The 16,154-nt window shown below is 39.5% G+C and carries 15 protein-coding genes; 3 read left to right on the top strand and 12 right to left on the bottom strand.

Translation table 11 applies throughout. The features are described from left to right. Nucleotides 1-92: 92 nt before the first annotated feature. The 8 genes from AN393_RS02320 to AN393_RS02285 all read right to left on the bottom strand — a co-directional run bounded on the left by AN393_RS02320 (nucleotide 93) and on the right by AN393_RS02285 (nucleotide 9,096). On the bottom strand, nucleotides 93-623 hold the full coding sequence (locus AN393_RS02320) for a peroxiredoxin-like family protein (protein ID WP_055017201.1): 531 nt from the start codon (nucleotides 621-623) through the stop codon (nucleotides 93-95). Between the two features lie 259 nt (nucleotides 624-882). Continuing rightward, on the bottom strand, nucleotides 883-2,277 hold the full coding sequence (locus AN393_RS02315; RefSeq protein ID WP_055017200.1) for a sigma-54 dependent transcriptional regulator: 1,395 nt from the start codon (nucleotides 2,275-2,277) through the stop codon (nucleotides 883-885). Between the two features lie 11 nt (nucleotides 2,278-2,288). Beyond that, nucleotides 2,289-2,660, bottom strand: a complete 372-nt coding sequence (locus tag AN393_RS02310) for an Hpt domain-containing protein (RefSeq protein WP_055013996.1) — start codon at nucleotides 2,658-2,660, stop codon at nucleotides 2,289-2,291. Nucleotides 2,661-2,760: 100 nt separating this feature from the next. Further along, complete coding sequence (locus AN393_RS02305; RefSeq protein ID WP_235575940.1) at nucleotides 2,761-3,576, bottom strand: bifunctional diguanylate cyclase/phosphodiesterase; 816 nt, start codon at nucleotides 3,574-3,576, stop codon at nucleotides 2,761-2,763. Between the two features lie 289 nt (nucleotides 3,577-3,865). Beyond that, nucleotides 3,866-4,156, bottom strand: coding sequence for a hypothetical protein (locus AN393_RS02300; RefSeq protein ID WP_055017199.1), 291 nt, complete (start codon nucleotides 4,154-4,156; stop codon nucleotides 3,866-3,868). Between the two features lie 481 nt (nucleotides 4,157-4,637). After that, nucleotides 4,638-7,442: a PAS domain-containing hybrid sensor histidine kinase/response regulator gene (locus AN393_RS02295; RefSeq protein ID WP_055017289.1), complete on the bottom strand. Its 2,805-nt coding sequence runs from the start codon at nucleotides 7,440-7,442 to the stop codon at nucleotides 4,638-4,640. A 7-nt stretch (nucleotides 7,443-7,449) separates the two neighbouring features. After that, nucleotides 7,450-8,046: an isochorismatase family cysteine hydrolase gene (locus tag AN393_RS02290; RefSeq protein WP_055013998.1), complete on the bottom strand. Its 597-nt coding sequence runs from the start codon at nucleotides 8,044-8,046 to the stop codon at nucleotides 7,450-7,452. A 21-nt stretch (nucleotides 8,047-8,067) separates the two neighbouring features. Continuing rightward, the gene (locus AN393_RS02285; protein ID WP_055013999.1) at nucleotides 8,068-9,096 is read right to left on the bottom strand and encodes a response regulator; all 1,029 of its coding nucleotides are present in this window, start codon (nucleotides 9,094-9,096) and stop codon (nucleotides 8,068-8,070) included. Nucleotides 9,097-9,359: 263 nt separating this feature from the next. Here AN393_RS02285 and AN393_RS02280 point away from each other — a divergent pair, with 263 nt between their 5' ends. The 3 genes from AN393_RS02280 (at nucleotide 9,360) to AN393_RS20500 (ending at nucleotide 12,311) form a co-directional block, all read left to right on the top strand. After that, a complete protein-coding gene (locus tag AN393_RS02280; protein WP_004587283.1) occupies nucleotides 9,360-9,623 on the top strand; it encodes a GrxA family glutaredoxin in 264 nt (87 codons plus the stop codon). Nucleotides 9,624-9,785: 162 nt separating this feature from the next. Beyond that, nucleotides 9,786-11,588, top strand: coding sequence for a DEAD/DEAH box helicase (locus AN393_RS02275; RefSeq protein ID WP_055017198.1), 1,803 nt, complete (start codon nucleotides 9,786-9,788; stop codon nucleotides 11,586-11,588). Nucleotides 11,589-11,975: 387 nt separating this feature from the next. Further along, on the top strand, nucleotides 11,976-12,311 hold the full coding sequence (locus AN393_RS20500; RefSeq protein WP_235575939.1) for a hypothetical protein: 336 nt from the start codon (nucleotides 11,976-11,978) through the stop codon (nucleotides 12,309-12,311). 81 nt (nucleotides 12,312-12,392) lie between these two features. On the opposite strand, the gene AN393_RS02265 is transcribed toward AN393_RS20500, so the two are convergent. The 4 genes from AN393_RS02265 to AN393_RS02250 all read right to left on the bottom strand — a co-directional run bounded on the left by AN393_RS02265 (nucleotide 12,393) and on the right by AN393_RS02250 (nucleotide 16,055). After that, on the bottom strand, nucleotides 12,393-13,949 hold the full coding sequence (locus tag AN393_RS02265; RefSeq protein WP_055017196.1) for an AbgT family transporter: 1,557 nt from the start codon (nucleotides 13,947-13,949) through the stop codon (nucleotides 12,393-12,395). A 151-nt stretch (nucleotides 13,950-14,100) separates the two neighbouring features. Then, complete coding sequence (locus AN393_RS02260) at nucleotides 14,101-14,376, bottom strand: YfcL family protein (protein WP_055014003.1); 276 nt, start codon at nucleotides 14,374-14,376, stop codon at nucleotides 14,101-14,103. A 4-nt stretch (nucleotides 14,377-14,380) separates the two neighbouring features. Further along, on the bottom strand, nucleotides 14,381-15,511 hold the full coding sequence (locus AN393_RS02255; protein ID WP_055017195.1) for an ATP-NAD kinase family protein: 1,131 nt from the start codon (nucleotides 15,509-15,511) through the stop codon (nucleotides 14,381-14,383). After that, nucleotides 15,501-16,055 carry an elongation factor P hydroxylase gene (locus AN393_RS02250; RefSeq protein ID WP_055017194.1) on the bottom strand — a complete coding sequence of 185 codons (555 nt, stop codon included), beginning with the start codon at nucleotides 16,053-16,055 and terminating at the stop codon, nucleotides 15,501-15,503. The genes AN393_RS02255 and AN393_RS02250 overlap by 11 nt, the downstream gene beginning before the upstream one ends. Nucleotides 16,056-16,154 lie beyond the last annotated feature (99 nt).

Below are 16,154 nucleotides of genomic sequence, written 5' to 3'. Positions count from 1 at the left end.
TTTCAAGTAATTTTATTAAAAAAAGTGAAAAAAAATGAAAAAGGCACAAAAATGTGCCCTCATCGTCTATTCAACAAATTACTCAGTACATGTTACTTAATAAAAGTACCGCGAATTGGGTAGTCGTTTTCGCGTGAAAATTTAATACCGCTTAGTAACTGCTTAAGGCTTGGGCGAACAAATGGACTATTTGATTTATCAAGCATTTGCACTTGGTTATCTTCGTTTAAAACAATAATGCAAGGCTCAGCAAAGGGGTGATCTGTTTCAGCATCACTACGCGGCTCGCTAATGTATAAGCCTAAATCTGTCATTTGCTCCATGGTCAAATTGTAATAAAGAGGGAAATTTACGTCTATTTTTTCAAGATGCTTTTTAAGCTGCGCTTCGCCATCGCCACTTACTGCTACAACTTCTACCCCTGCGTTGGCAAACTCGTCATGCATGGTTGCAAGCTCGTTGAGTTGCTCGGTACATTTAGGGCAATGCTGTCCTCTGTACACCACTATCATTTTCCAAGGTTTGTCGCTTACGCGGTCAACTAAATTCACGTTGTTGTTATCTAAATCACATACCACTAAAGGCTGCATTACACTTGCTGGCTGTAAATTAACGTTACTCATTGTGATCTCCTTTTACTATTAAACTTAGGGTGTAGTAATAGAGCTTAGGGTGTCTTTTTTTATTTCAACCAAGAAAATGTAACTGAAAACAAAATGGCAGGCGATTCGCTTTTATTAAGCAGCCTTGTTTAATGTGATTAAGAGAATTATAAGCTATGAGCAGAATAATAAAATGTTAGATAAAACAGGCACCTTGCTTTTTTTAAGCAGCAATTAGTACAGTATAAACCCCAAGCAGGTGTAAGGAAGAAGCGTGAAGCTAACTCCAGCCTTTTATTTTTCTGTAAATAGTCGAGGCGCTTACACCCAAATAGGCCGCAGCAAGTGGTATGTTATCATCGCATACCGCTATTGCCGACTCTATTGCTCTTTTTTCAACCTGCCAAAGGGGCTCTATGTCGTGCACGCCCATAAGTGAGTTAGTTTGTAATGGCTCTGAAGATTGAGATGGGCTAGTATTTTTGCTTGGAATAGCAGAATTAACACCGAATGAGCTTGGTAGCATATCTAGCTCAACAATTTCACCATCATTAATAACAACTATATTTTCTATAACATTTTGCAGCTCACGAATATTACCGGGCCAATCGTAGTTGCAAAAAAGATTTTCAACTTCTTTTGAAAAACGATGGAACAACTTAGCGTTACTTTCACTTTTTTGTTTTAAAATATGCTTTGCAAGCAACATAATATCGCCAGCTCGCTCACGCAGCGGTGGTAATTTTACAGGAATAACATTAAGTCTGTAGTATAAATCTTCCCTAAAACGCCCTTCAGCAACTTCAACTACGGGACTTCTATTTGTTGCGCACACTAGCCTAACATTACTGTGTAAAACCTCGCTACTGCCTACTCGATTAAACGCGCCTGTTTGCAAAAAACGTAATAGTTTAGCTTGCAAATTAAGCTCCATTTCACACAACTCATCTAAAAATAAAGTGCCACCATTTGCCACTTCTACAGCGCCTTTTCTATCACTTAACGCGCCGCTAAAAGCCCCTTTTACATGACCAAAAAACTCGGATTCAAATAGCTCTCCAGGAATAGCAGCACAGTTAATGGCTATAAACGGCCCTTCATTTCTTGGACTCGTGGCGTGTAACGTTTGCGCGCACACCTCCTTCCCTGTACCACTTTCACCAGTAATAAAAACACATGCTTTACTTCGTGCTGCACTATCTAAAAGCCTAAACACTGTTTGCATTGCGAGTGACTCACCAATAAATGCTGACGTGCTTGGTGCTTTTTGTTTTTGAACTTTAACAGCAGGAGTGGTTTTCTGTGAAAGCGCACTATCAACTGCGCTTACTAAGCGCTGCCCTGAAAACGGTTTCTCTAAAAAATCAAAGCCTCCTAAGCGCATTGCCTCAACAGCTACATCAATAGAGCTATTTGAGGTGATCATCACGACATTCGCTGGCTTTTCCTGTTTTTTTACAAACTGAAGCACCTCTAAGCCACTAATATCGGGTAAACAAACGTCCTGCACAATAACGTCGGGCATCGTGTCTTTTATAGCAACCAAGGCTGAATAACCATCGGTAAAGTGCCGGCATTCATGGCCAGCCTGCTCTAGTTGACTCGCGTATAGAGCCCCACTTGCAATGCTATCTTCAACAATATAAATCAGTGCTTTTTCTTGAGGATCGTTCATAGCAGAACCTTTTAAGTAATATTTTGTGCAATAACTTGATATGCAGCATGGGTTTTTTCTAGATTATGTTGAACGATTTGGGCAGCATGGATATTTTCTTCAATGGTAACTGGTGGGTAATCATGTAACTGGCTAGCTAGGGCTGCCAGTGTTAAAGCACCGTAAAGCGCGGCAGAATTTTTAAGTACGTGCATTATATCTTTAATATTATCTTCATCTTGCTCATCAATAGCTTGTTTAAGTCGAAGTCGCATTTCCTCTAATTCAGTAATAAATAAATTTACCAGCCTTACTAAAGTGAGTGAGCCAACATCTTGCTCTAATTGCGCTAGCACATGTGCTTGAGTAATGGTGTTGTCTATATGTTCTTCTGGTATTGGCATATCAGGCCTTTATTTATTATTGTAATGTAATGCTTCACTAGGTTTATACTTTTAGAGTAAGTCGTTTTTCGCATTTTGCAAATTGAAACATTCAGTTAAGTTACATTTTTACCCAAGTCGCCGTATTATTAGCTAAACTACTTGGCCTGCCGAGTAAGTAACCCTGCGCGACATCACACCCTAGCTGCTCTAATATCTGTAATTGCTCACGATGTTCAATTCCCTCAGCAATGGTTTCAAGGCCTAACCTTTGCGCCATAGCGATAATTGCGCTGCACAACGTAAAGTCCTCATTGTTAGTTGTAATACCGCTTATAAAACTACGGTCTATTTTTAGCCCATCAATATTAAACTGCCGTAAAAGCCCCAGCGAAGCATAGCCCGTACCAAAATCGTCTAGCCAAATTTTCACCCCTTCTTTGTGAAAATGCTCAAATGTTTTGGCTATACGTTGAGGACTTTTGATTAACGCTGTTTCTGTTAATTCTACTTTTATGGCCGCTGGATCTATCTGATATTTATCGAGTAAAGTCATTACTTTAGAGAACACATTCCCTTCAATAATTTGTATAGGTGAAATGTTTAGTGAAATAGTTATATCGTCCATACCTATCTTTCTCATTTCGCTTAAGTCACTCAGTGTTTGCTTGAAAATCCAATCCCCCAAATCTAAAATCATGCCTGATTGCTCCACATGCGGTATAAATTCGTCGGGGCCAACCGCACCATAGCGTGAAGATTCGCAACGTACTAAAGACTCAAAGCCAACTAGTTGACCACTAGTTAAAGACACAAGAGGCTGATAAACCATATTAAAGCAATGGTTTTTCATAGCATGCGTCATAATTTGCTCTAGTTCGTGCCAGCGTGCAATGTTGACCGTATTGGTAGGCTCTAAGCTTTTAAACGCATTCATAAATTTCTCCACAAATAAAGGCAAAACATAAACTTGTTATACATTAGCAATATACAGACCAAAAATACGTATAAAAGAATAAATAAAGTCTATACTTTCAATGGGTTAAATTTATCTATTTAGCTTGAAATCATCTGGAGGGATATTTGCATTTTGCAAATCACACTGACACGCAAGTTGAGGAAAAACACGTAAAAAATGTCGTTTTGCGTTTATAGATCAGCATAAAATAAAAAGGCTGACCTAATTACTTAGAGTCAGCCAAAAAATACTAAAGGGGAAGTATTGTTTAATTGTTTAAACCTTGCGAGCCTGATTGCTCAGCTTGCTTATTGATGTTTTGGGCGTAATTTAATGAAGCACTTTCAATAGTGGCATTGTCTAACTCACTATTACTAAATTTATTCGTAAACATCTCAGTATTGCCTTCGTTAACAGGCTCAATAGTAACTGTGCCTCTCAGTGCCGTTGCACCCACAATAACCGCTGCAACAATAATAATAGACAGCACCATTAACTCAGGAGTAAGAACAAAAGACATTTTTTTTGGTTGCTGTTTAACTTTAGTATTAGTTTGCATAATAGACACCTTAAAATCATATGACGATATAATAAATTTGTAACTGCGATTATTTCGCTTTACTTGATGTCTATGTAGCGAAAGCCATGCCACATTAAATTAAATGAGGATAAAAAATTTAAGTCTTTTTAAATCAATAATTAAAATAATATGTTTAATAGAAGAAGATAAAAACTCGCTGAGTAACCAATTGCATTATGAAATTCAATTTCATTTTGATTTGCAAAATGCAAACCAATTTAAAAATAATTCAAAAGGGGCAGGTATAGATTAGTTTTATAATCAAAAGAAACTAGTATTAAGGTACCAATTAGTCGTTTAGTTAACAGCTTAAGGTTTAGTAAAATAAAAAAATTAATTCATAGTACATTTTAAAACACGTCTTCTACCTTCAAAAAATCATTAACTTTAAATATCGATGTAAGGCCTTATTAGGTCATATTTAGCTTTCATTTAAGCTGTAATACAACGGTGTTACTTTTTACTTTAATAATGACCAAATTTCATTGATACGCTCTAGCTTAGAGTGTTTAACGTCATCAAGTTTTGGTAAGTATTGATTCAAAAGCAGATTAAGTTTTCTGCTAATTATTGGTTTTGCTAAATAGTCATTCATCCCTGCCTTAATAAAACGCTCTTTATCGCCATGAATAGCATTCGCTGTTAGCGCTATAATAGGTGTAACGATAGATAATTCTCTGATTTTTTTAGTCGCAGAAATACCGTCTAAAATTGGCATTTGTATGTCCATAAATATTAGATCTATTGTTTGAGTTTTAACTTTTTCAACTGCCTCTAGTCCGTTGCTAGCTATTTTTACTAAACACCCTTGCTGCTCTAAAAATTGCTGAATGACTATTTGATTATTTTTATTGTCTTCAACAACAAGTACATGTGTACCTTTAAATGGTTGAGCCTTTATTGTGTTTGTATTTTTCGAAATTTCTTTTTTATTAGTAAAAATAATATTAAGGTGAAAAAGCGCTTCCTCAAGTGCAACAATTGCTCTAGGGAGGTGAGAAGGTTTAAAGGGGCCATTTAGTCTAAGCATGCCATCGCTTGGTGCCTCTTCCTTTTGGCTCTTACCTAATAAATCTATAAGTAATAGGCACGGCTCATTTAAACGCGGGTGATTTTTTAAAAATTGTTGCGCTGCTTCTAAATCACGCTTGTTAGTTGTAACAATAGCGTCAGGTGTTGCAATAGAGCTTAACTTCGATAGGCTTTGAACACGTGAGTAATCAATAGAATGGCGGGTAAGCATATGCTCTATCGCTGTGTTTAGGGGGGAGTTTTTACTGAACACACAAACATTAGGTTTTTTCGCTCTAGCAGAAAACCCTTCCCTTTGCACTTGCCCGCTTGTGTCTATGAGTAACGGGTAAGTAACAATAAACTCACTCCCTACACCAAACTGGGAATTGACAGTAATATCACCCCCTGCAGCATCACATATTTGCTTACATATGGCTAACCCTAAACCACTACCGCCATATTCTCGTGTAATAGAATTATCAGATTGAATAAAGGGCTTAAACATACTGTCGAGTTTGTTTTGAGCAATTCCTATACCAGTGTCTTTGAAGCTAAGCTGCAACGTAAATTTATTGTTTTTAAATTCGGCACACTGGGCAGTGACGATGAGTGCCCCTTTTTGGGTAAACTTAATAGCATTCGAGAGTAAGTTTATAGCTATTTGCCTTATACGACCATGATCGCCAATCACTTGAACCGGAACATCAGGGTGCAGATCAAAAATGAGCTCAAGCCCTTTTTGTACAGCGCTTTCGCTCACTATATCAATAGCTTCTTCTAAACAAGTGTCGAGACTAAATGGCTGATTATCAATTGAAATTGCTTGTGCTTCAAAACGCGAGTATGTCAATACATCGTCTAATATGCTTAATAACGCATCTGAGCTTGTTTTAATCATCTGAGTGTAACGTTTTTGCTCAGTCGTAAGCCCTGTGTCATGCAAAATATCAGCACACCCAATCACCGCATTTAAAGGTGTACGTATTTCATGACTAATATTTGCCATAAACCGACTTTTAGACTCCGCCAACGACTCTGCCTGATGCTTAGCTTCTAAGAGTATTTGTTCAGCTATCACACGCTCTTGAATATCCACAACGGTAGCGGCTATAGACGTTAAGTGTGTACCGTTAAATGAAGTAATTGGTGTAAGGGTCATTTCAACCCAGTTTGGCTCGTTTAGTGCGTTAGTGAATCTAATATCCAAGCGCTTTACTTCTCGGCTGCCATCTGTATAGCTGGCGAGAGCCGTATTTAACTTTTCAACATCCTCACACATTATAAAATTAGCAATGGGCAAACCAAGGTGTTTATTCATGTCAGTTTGAAAGAAATCTTGCCACGCTTTATTCATAAACAATAAACAGCCCTGCGCGTCTAACCGCAATACAATATCAGGAATATTATCGACCACAGAATGGTAGTTATATTCTATTTCGGCCATTGCTTGTTCAGCTTTTACACGCTGGGTAATGTTCGTTTCTATGGCTATAAAATGCTTAACTCTTCCATCGTCGTCTTTTACCGGAGTGGCATCAATAGCCACCCAGTATTCGTTTTGATACTTATCATAATTGACTGTTTCAATTTGAAATGGCTCGGCATTTTTTATCGCTTTAGCCATTAATTGGCGTGATTCTGAGCTGGTTTTTGGTCCTTGCAATAGCTTACCGGGGCTAAGCCCGATGACTTCCTCACATTTATAGCTGGTCAGTATTTCAAAGCTTTTATTAACCCACTCTATTTTACCGAAACGATCGGTAATTATGACTAAATTATTAGTATGGCTTGCCACTAAAGAGAGTCGCTTGGCATACACTTGTTGCTCGGTGAGCAGGTATTGGTAATCTTTGTGGCGTTGTATATCATGTAAAGAGCCAATAAAACCGCCGTTATCGTCACACGCTATGCGCATTTCGAACCAATTACTTAGCCCATCATTGTTTTTAACCTGCAGCTCTATGCTTGCGCTAAATGACTCATCAAAAATAGACTCAATATATGCCGACAGCTTTAATCTGTCATTAATTTCTAATAAAGAGGTAATTTTTTTACCTATAAGCATGGCCGGTGTAAACCCTAGCTTATTGAGCCACGCTTCGTTGACGTAACTAAAAACTAAATGCTTATCGCATTCAAATACACACTCATCAAGCAAAGCAAGTAGTTTAGTTTGCCTGCGAGTGTTTGCTGAAAGTTGCTCAATTAACGCATAGTGGACTTGTACTTGTAGCTCATCTTTTTCTTCCATTTTCGCCTCATTCATTTACTAACTCGGCATGGCTGCACACCTTGGCATAGAGTGGAAAAACGTCTTCACAGTAAAATGTTTGCTCAAATGGCGTTCTACTTGATGTGCAGTCATTAAGCACCGTCACGTTAAAACCTAGCTCCACAGCTGAACGTGCAGTCGAATCAATACAAATAGAGGTCACCGTGCCAGCCAAAACAATATCGGTTATTCCGTTGTTATTGAGTACATTCGCAAGCTCTGTATGAGTAAAGGCATTGAGCCCTCGTTTACCTGGAATTTGCACAATACGTTCGCCATATTTATCGAACTCTTTAATGCCTTGCGCCCCGTACGAGTTTGCTTTAAAAGCACCGACTTCGGCAATGACTTTTAAAATACCAATGGGGTTTTTAAGCTCGCTGTAATCTTGTGTAAAGTGAATGGGTGTACTAAGCACTAAAGCGAATTTGTCTATGTATTTGTCTAACAGCGCTAAGGTGTTATTTACCACACCGGTTACCCGCGATGACTCTTCAACAACTTGATATAAAATGCCATCAGGTGAAAAATAGTCGTTTTGAAAGCCTATAAGTAGCAAAGCTGTTTTTGATAAATCGTTCATAGCGTTCTCCTAAGTAGAGTTTTAGGCAGCTTGCCAAGGCTTTATAAACTCTTCTAATACCGCTTTTGTAACTGGTTTTTGAAGATAGTGAGTCGCCCCTTTTTCAAAAAGCTGCGCAATTTGCTGCTCTTCAGTAATGCCCGTTAAAATGACTTTTGGTGTATTGTCGTTTGGGGTATTTTGCTTAATGAGTTGCTGGGCTACATCACTGCCAAACATTCCCGGCATACGCTCATCTAACAGCAGTAAATCGAAAGGTTCTTGCTGGGCAATGAGTAAGGCACTTGAGCCATTTTCTGCGCACGTCACGGCGCACCCGAGCATTTCAAGCATAACTTTGGTAGCAACTTGACTTGGCAAGCTATCATCAGCAACCAGGACTGATAATTTATTGTGAGTATTAAGGTTATTTATCGCGTGCACTAAATCAGTATCAAAAAAAGGCCACGCTAATACCGGCTGTGACATAACCTGTTGGTCTTGTAACTCACTGAGCGCATCAAATGCACAAATTTTTATGCTTTGTGACTCGTCATTATTTAAAAGGTGGTTAGCGAGCGCTTCTGCAGATAAGTGACGTGCATCTTCGATATTTAAAACATTATCGTTGCTGCCCTCGGCGAGTTTTAAACCAAAGTTTTGTGCACTTGAATTAGCTAAGTAGTGAATGCTTTGGTGTAAATCTGGGTTACTACTTGATGCATTGACCCACTCCTTACCTGTATCGACAGATAATATTGGCTCACGGGTTGCTAGCAAACCATGAATGTCAATGGTGTGCATTTCAGGGTTAGAGTCTACCCAGTAATTTAAATTAACCCCCTGTAAATTAGCCTCTACTGTTAGCACAAAATTGCTTTTAGCGGCTTTTAACGAAGGCAAAATAAACGCCTCACATTGTATAATCATCTGCTCAGGGGCAATCTGTAAACAAATATAATTACACTGTAATTTGTTGATGAGAGTAATTGGCACATTGGTGTTATTTGTTTTGCAAAAGCGTGCAATTACCCCTTGGATAATTTCTAGTACATGGCTGTTATTACTCATCATCATTCCTAACAGGTTGGCTATGCACTTAAATATCAATTTATATGCCACCTGCTTGCCATTACTAATACGATGAATTTATTAGGTTTAAAAACTACTTAACTTAAAGGCAATCGAGTTTTTTGCAAATTGCAATTCAAAATGCATGGCAAATGAAAAATTAAGCGACTTTACATAAAAACGGAACTTACCAATCGATTTTTTGCGCTTTAAATTATTTATTAATCGTTTAATATGAACCTAAATTTATTGAGGAGAGTATTATGCTTACTGTAATTTTTGGCCGCGAGGGCTGCCCTTTTTGTGTACGTGCTAAAGACGTAGCCGAGCAACTATCTAATGAGCGTGATGATTTTAAATTTCGTTATATCGATATCATCAAAGAAGGTATTAGCAAAGCTGATTTAGAAAAGTCTGCAGGTAAACCCTGTCCAACTGTGCCGCAAATTTTTGTAGATCAAACACACATTGGTGGATTTACTGAATTTGAAGCCTACGCTAAAGAAAACCTAGGGCTATACAAATAACCCTATGTATATAGCTTGTTAACCAGTTTAAAAAATCAAAAACTTAAACTGGTTAAATTTCGACCAACATCAATCACATACAAATTAGTTGTAATTTATACAAGCAATTGCCTCGTATTTCCTATACAATGCGCGCCTCTTTAAATTCGTTGAGGCGTATTAATGTCAGAACCAGTCACGTTTGAATCTCTAAATCTTTCTCCTGCAATTTTAAAGGCAGTTGAAGAGTTGGGTTACAAGACACCATCTGAAATCCAAGCTCAATGTATACCGTTATTGCTAGAAAGAAAGGACGTACTGGGACTAGCACAAACGGGTACAGGTAAAACAGCAGCATTTGCACTGCCGTTACTAAACAATATTGACCCGTCTGTGAAACAGCCACAGATCCTTGTACTCACACCAACCCGTGAGCTTGCGATCCAAGTTGCTGAGGCATTTGAACAATATGCAAAAGGTACTCGTGGTGTAGAAGTATTAGCACTATACGGTGGCCAAAGCTACAGCATTCAATTAAGCGCACTTCGTCGTGGCGCACAAATTATTGTTGCTACTCCAGGTCGATTAATCGATCACATTAACCGTGGCACTATCAAGTTTGATGCTTTACAAGCACTAGTACTTGATGAAGCCGATGAAATGTTACGTATGGGCTTTATCGATGATGTAGAAAGCATCATGGAAAAAACGCCACGTGAAAAGCAAACATGTCTTTTCTCAGCAACCATGCCTAAGCAAATTCAAAACATCAGCAGTAAATATATGAATAACCCTGAACAGGTTCATATTTCTGCTAGAAACTCAACGACATCATCTGTTGAGCAAGTGTTTTGGAATGCTCACGTACATAAAAACAAAGCCATTGTTCGTTTCTTAGAAGCAGAGCAATACGAAGGCGCTATTGTTTTTGTACGTACACGTAACGACACAGTGCAACTTGCTGAGTTATTAGAGCGCGAAGGTTTCTCTGCAGCTCCACTTAATGGTGACATGAACCAGCAAGCACGTGAGCGCACGGTTGACCGTTTAAAAAGCGGAATGATCAACATCGTTATTGCAACAGATGTAGCAGCGCGTGGTCTTGATGTTGACCGTTTAAGCTTAGTTATCAACTACGATATTCCGCAAGACTCAGAAGCTTACGTTCACCGTATTGGCCGTACAGGTCGTGCTGGGCGTACTGGTAAAGCGATTTTATTTGTTAAGCATAACGAACGTTACTTGCTTAAAAATATTATTCGCCATACTAAATCTGAAATTGCACAAGTTGAACTACCTACAGCTAAAGTAGTTGAAGAAAAGCGTATTAATGCGTTAAAAGAAAAGCTTACGCTTGCTCTTGAAAACAAAGACATTACGTTCTTCAATGAAGTAGCTGCTAGCATGGCGCAAAAACTAGACTTATCTTTAGAAGACTTAGCAGGTGCGTTACTGTGTTTAGCACAGCAACAGTCACCAATTAAAGTTGAAGAAGTGAAGGTTCAACCTCGTAACGAGCGTAATTCACGTAACGAGCGTGGCGATCGTGGTCGCCGTGGTGACCGTCCTGAGCGTAAACCTCGCGAGCGTAACAGCCGCGATGCAGGCCCTATGGATACTTACCGTATCGAAGTGGGTCGTGAGCACGGTGTACAGGTTAAAAACATTGTAGGCGCGATTGCTAACGAAGCGGACATCTCAAGCAAGTTTATTGGTGACATTCGTCTACACGACAGTCACAGTACGGTACAATTGCCGCAAAACATGCCTAAAGATGTACTTGATCACTTCCAAAAAGTGTTTATTTGTAAACGCCCAATGGGTATGACACTAACAAAAGATCAAGGCCCAGCTGAGCCACGTGGTGAGCGCGCTGAGCGTCCAAGTGGCGACAGAAAGCGCAACTTTAACAAAGACAACCAACGCGGTGATAAGCGTGGTGGTCCTCGTAAAGAACGTCGTCCAGTGAGCTTCACATCTAACTAAGCGTTATAGCTTATGTTATAAAAAACCTTGTCACGAAAGTGCCAAGGTTTTTTTGTTTTAAAGCCACTGCTTTAGTAAAAAATAAAAGTTCTGTAAACTAAGAAAAAACTATAATTCACGGATGAATTTACATTGAAAAAATATTATGACAACTTGCTCTTTGCAGCAATAATTGGCTTCCCAATTCTGAATATTGCCACGCTTATACTAATGGATTTTACCGATCCACCATTTATTGAAAATAAAATTTATGAGGCTATTTTTTATATAGCGCTTCCTATTTTTTGCGGGGCATTATTTATCTATCTCCATGTACTTGTAATCAAAAAATATAGACGTTGCAGTAAATACAGGGAGCATCTTAAAGGTAGCTTTTCAGATACAAAAATGAAGTTATCATTAATCTTCACCTACCCAATACTCCCTTTGTTAATCTATGCAACTTTCTATTTTTTACTCTCTGCCCCCATTGAGTTATGGGCTTACTACACGCAAGGCGACTATTGGTATAAGGAATATATCCTCACTGATGTACAAGAGTGTGGGTCTGATTATGAAGATAGTTGTACTCGCTTATACTTTAAAGACCCTACTACTAACAAAACGCACGACTTTAGATGGTACGACGATAAGCCTACAATAATGAATAACAAAAACGATTACGTGTATATTGTTGGTGAGGCGAGTTTATTTGGCTATATAGTGAGAGAATTAGAAAGGTAATTAACACTACTTTTTACATTACTGAATTTTTATATTAAAAACCTCACTCAAGTGAGTGAGGTTCATAAATTAAGTTTTAAATTAAGGTAACGTTGGATAAACGTAACTCGCATCTAACCCTAACGGAATACCGAGTGCCCAATACCCTAGCAAGAAAATACTCCAGCCAATCATAAACGCGATTGAGTAGGGGAGCATAAGTGCGATAAGCGTGCCTATACCGGTATCTTTTACGTACTTTTGGCAGTAAACCACAACCAATGGGAAATACGGCATAAGTGGGGTAATAATGTTTGAGCTAGAGTCTCCGATTCTGTAAGCCGCTTGGGTTAAATCGGGTGATATACCTAGTTGCATTAACATGGGCACAAAAATAGGCCCAAGTAACGCCCACTTTGCTGAGCTGGAGCCAACGAACAAATTTACAAAACCGGTCAAAAATATAATACCCACAACAGTTACAGCGCTTGGCAACTCCATTGCCTTTAAAAGCTGCGCTCCTTCAATGGCCATTAACGCACCTAAGTTAGACTTAGAAAACGCCGCAATGAATAACGCACAAAAGAACGCCATTACAATGTAATAAGCCATGCCACTCATTGCGGTGCTCATCGCATCTATCATATCTTTTGAGGTTTTAAAGGTTCCAACGGTAAAACCATACACGGCACCAGGTATCCAAAATAATAAAAAGATTAAAGGCACAATAGATTGCATAAGGGGCGATCTAAAATTAGTCAGTGAGCCATCGGCACTGCGCATTGCTGAATCGGCAGGAGCGGATACAAATGCAAGTAAAGCAAGCCCTACAACCATTACGCTACTGGCTATAAAAAAGGCGCGTTTTTCATCACTTTTAGCTTCATCGAAGGCTGGTAAATTTTGGGTATCTTCATTAAGCGGTGTGTTTTTTAATCGTGGCTCAATTATTTTGTCAGTAATATACCAGCCTAATAAAACAATAAATAAACTCGAAGCAGAAGTGAATGCCCAGTTATTGAGGGGGTTAATCGACATATCGGGGTTAATAATTTGCGCTGCACTTTGGGTAAAGCTTTGTAGTAATGGGTCTATCCCTGATGGAATAAAGTTAGCGCCAAATCCACCGCTCACACCTGCAAACGCTGCTGCAATGCCCGCTAATGGGTGTCGCCCTGCGGCAAAGAAAATAACACCTGCTAGTGGGATCACCAATACGTAGCCTGCATCGGTTGCAGTATGGCTTACAATAGCCACTAAAATCACTGAAGGGGTTAACAGTTGCCTTGGGGTCACTTTAAGCATTAACTTAAGGCCCGTATTGATATAACCCGAGTGTTCAGCCACCCCCACACCTAACATGGCAACCAGTACCACGCCCAGTGGTGCAAAGCCCGTAAAGGTTTTTACCATGGAAGATAAAAACGAGGCGAGTGAGTCGCCCTCTAGCAGGTTATTCACAACAATGGCTTGACCTGTACGTGGGTCTAACGCATCAAAACTTACGCCAGATAATAACCACGAGCACAACCAAATAAGTAACATAGCGAATAAGAAAATAATCGCCGGATCGGGTAGTTTGTTACCAACCCGCTCCACAAAATTTAAAAAACGTGCGATTAACCCTGTAGGTACCGCTGCTTGATTATTATTGTTCATTTATAGCTCCCAAATAGGTTTTAGTAACAATATACCATTAATGAGTAACAGTAAATTAACTAATTAATCTATTATGGGCACAAATAAAGCATAAAAAAACGCGGCTTCATTATCGTTGCCGCGTTTTTTGTAATTGTGAACTAAGCATCCGTTAAGCGAGGGCTTTCACTTCTTCCCAAAGCCTAACAACCAAGGTTTTATCTTCTTCGTTTAGCTCGCCATTGCGGTATGCTTTTACTAAGCTTTGCTCCACAGTTTCGTTGAGCTCATCAATAGAAATTGTCAGCTCTTCTACTTGGGCATAGCCTACTGCAAGGTCGTAATGTCCGCGCAAGTAACCACCAGCGAACAGCTCATCATCTGTTGCTTTAATTACTAAATCATCAAAGTATTGCTGCGCAGCATCAATATAATTCACTAAACTCATTGTGTTACTTCTCCTGGTTTTCATAACCGACAGCATACATAATATGGTCGTTATAGCCGGTGGTTACTTTAATGTAACCTGTTAATTCATCATCTAAAGCGCTATCGCCGGTGTCACAAATAAGTGGACGCCCGTTCAACGCGTGTAATTTGGTTTTAGTTGCCACCACTATGATATTGTCTTTGCCGATGGCACGGATAAGCTCAGGGCTTAGCTGCTGGTTACCGCGGCCAAAAATATGGCCTTGCCCGCCGATTAATGTAATAACCAATTGAGTCGCATGCCCTTGCGTGTACTCAAGTAATTGCTTAGCCGTTAAATCTTGCGCAACTAGGGTTTGATTTTTAATTAAATCAACACCTAACAATGTGTTCTCAAGCCCCATTTCTTGCATTATGGCTTCAACGGTTGAGCCACTTCCCATGATGTAATAAGTGTCTTCATCCATTTCACTCACCACATGCGCTGCAATATCGGCAAGCACGAGCTCGTCTGTTTCTTTACCGCCATTTTTAACCGCTTGTACATAACGTACTTCGCTTGGTATTTGCATTTCACCGTAGCGCTTAGCTTTTACGGTGCCTTGCCTAAACGCCTCTTCGTCAATATCCATTACATCGGCATCGGCAAGTGTAACCAGCTCGCCTTTTACTAGCATTTCTACTACTCGCCCAGCTGCTTTAGGGGTAATGGCATAGACGCCAGAGTGAATTTTACAGCCAGCAGGTATACCCAGCACTGGTATAGTATCTTCTATGGCATGACAGATATTACGCGCAGTACCATCGCCACCAGCAAACAGGACTAAATCAACACCTAAATTTTTAAGTAATTTAGCGCTGGCCTCTGTATCGTCGGCGCTTGTTACGGTATTAGCGGTATAAATTACTTCAACATTAAAGCCTAATGCGCGTGCTGTTTTTTCGCCCATATCGCCATTTACAGTATATATTGTTAACTGCTCTTGATAGGGTACAAGCACTTCTAGGGCTGCCTGTGTGCGGCTGTTAGCTTTGGCTTGCGCACCCAGCTCAATTGCCTTTGCAGCCGTGTTTTCGCCATCGCTCCCTTTTAAAGCAACGCTGCCACCAAGTCCTGCAACAGGGTTAATAATTAAGCCTAACTTAAACTGCATTTTGTAACTCCTGAGGGTGATGCCAATTAAATTGCTGAGCGGTTAACGGCCACGGTGTTTTATAAAAATCACTTAACGCTTTTAATAATGCATGGGTGCGTGCGTTAACTCCCTGCTCTAATAATATTAATACTTGCTGGTGTACTCGCGCCTGAAAGTCAAACCGACAAGTTTGCTCGCCGTTCAAATTATCTACCGACACATTAAAATCAAAGCCCGCAGCGGTGCTAAGTAGCCACTCTATGGCTTGTGGCTTTATTTCTACATTTTCGAATTCAGCTTGCTGGTGTTTATCTCGCCCATCTGGACAATACCAATACCCATAATCTTCAAGCTCTCTGCGTTTATTACCAGCCACTAACCAATGTGCTATTTCATGCAGAGCGCTGGCGTAAAAGCCGTGTGCAAATACAATTTGATTAAACCCATGGGTTTTATTGGCAGGTAGATAAATAGGCTCATCATCGCCTTTTACTAAGCGAGTATTATGACTTTGATAAAAAACACTATCGAAAATAGATATAAGATCGGCAATTTGATGCATAAAAACTGATTAATTCATCTCGGTTACAGCGCAAAATTAGCGCACTAAAAACGAGACGAATTGTACGGGCTTTTACCTTTAAAGTAAAAGTGGTGAGGG

This window comes from Pseudoalteromonas sp. P1-25, assembly GCF_001401805.1.
GTDB lineage: Bacteria > Pseudomonadota > Gammaproteobacteria > Enterobacterales > Alteromonadaceae > Pseudoalteromonas.
This window is presented reverse-complemented; position numbering and strand designations above follow the sequence as displayed.

Coding starts and splice junctions, on each gene's coding strand:
- AN393_RS02280 (WP_004587283.1), top strand. CDS start 9,360: ATGCTTACTGTAATTTTTGGCCGCGAGGGCTGCCCTTTTTGTGTACGT.
- AN393_RS02295 (WP_055017289.1), bottom strand. CDS start 7,442: ATGGAAGAAAAAGATGAGCTACAAGTACAAGTCCACTATGCGTTAATT.
- AN393_RS02260 (WP_055014003.1), bottom strand. CDS start 14,376: ATGAGTTTAGTGAATTATATTGATGCTGCGCAGCAATACTTTGATGAT.
- AN393_RS02250 (WP_055017194.1), bottom strand. CDS start 16,055: ATGCATCAAATTGCCGATCTTATATCTATTTTCGATAGTGTTTTTTAT.
- AN393_RS02290 (WP_055013998.1), bottom strand. CDS start 8,046: ATGAACGATTTATCAAAAACAGCTTTGCTACTTATAGGCTTTCAAAAC.
- AN393_RS02265 (WP_055017196.1), bottom strand. CDS start 13,949: ATGAACAATAATAATCAAGCAGCGGTACCTACAGGGTTAATCGCACGT.
- AN393_RS02275 (WP_055017198.1), top strand. CDS start 9,786: ATGTCAGAACCAGTCACGTTTGAATCTCTAAATCTTTCTCCTGCAATT.
- AN393_RS02300 (WP_055017199.1), bottom strand. CDS start 4,156: ATGCAAACTAATACTAAAGTTAAACAGCAACCAAAAAAAATGTCTTTT.
- AN393_RS02310 (WP_055013996.1), bottom strand. CDS start 2,660: ATGCCAATACCAGAAGAACATATAGACAACACCATTACTCAAGCACAT.
- AN393_RS02305 (WP_235575940.1), bottom strand. CDS start 3,576: ATGAATGCGTTTAAAAGCTTAGAGCCTACCAATACGGTCAACATTGCA.
- AN393_RS20500 (WP_235575939.1), top strand. CDS start 11,976: ATGAAGTTATCATTAATCTTCACCTACCCAATACTCCCTTTGTTAATC.
- AN393_RS02315 (WP_055017200.1), bottom strand. CDS start 2,277: ATGAACGATCCTCAAGAAAAAGCACTGATTTATATTGTTGAAGATAGC.
- AN393_RS02285 (WP_055013999.1), bottom strand. CDS start 9,096: ATGAGTAATAACAGCCATGTACTAGAAATTATCCAAGGGGTAATTGCA.
- AN393_RS02255 (WP_055017195.1), bottom strand. CDS start 15,511: ATGCAGTTTAAGTTAGGCTTAATTATTAACCCTGTTGCAGGACTTGGT.
- AN393_RS02320 (WP_055017201.1), bottom strand. CDS start 623: ATGAGTAACGTTAATTTACAGCCAGCAAGTGTAATGCAGCCTTTAGTG.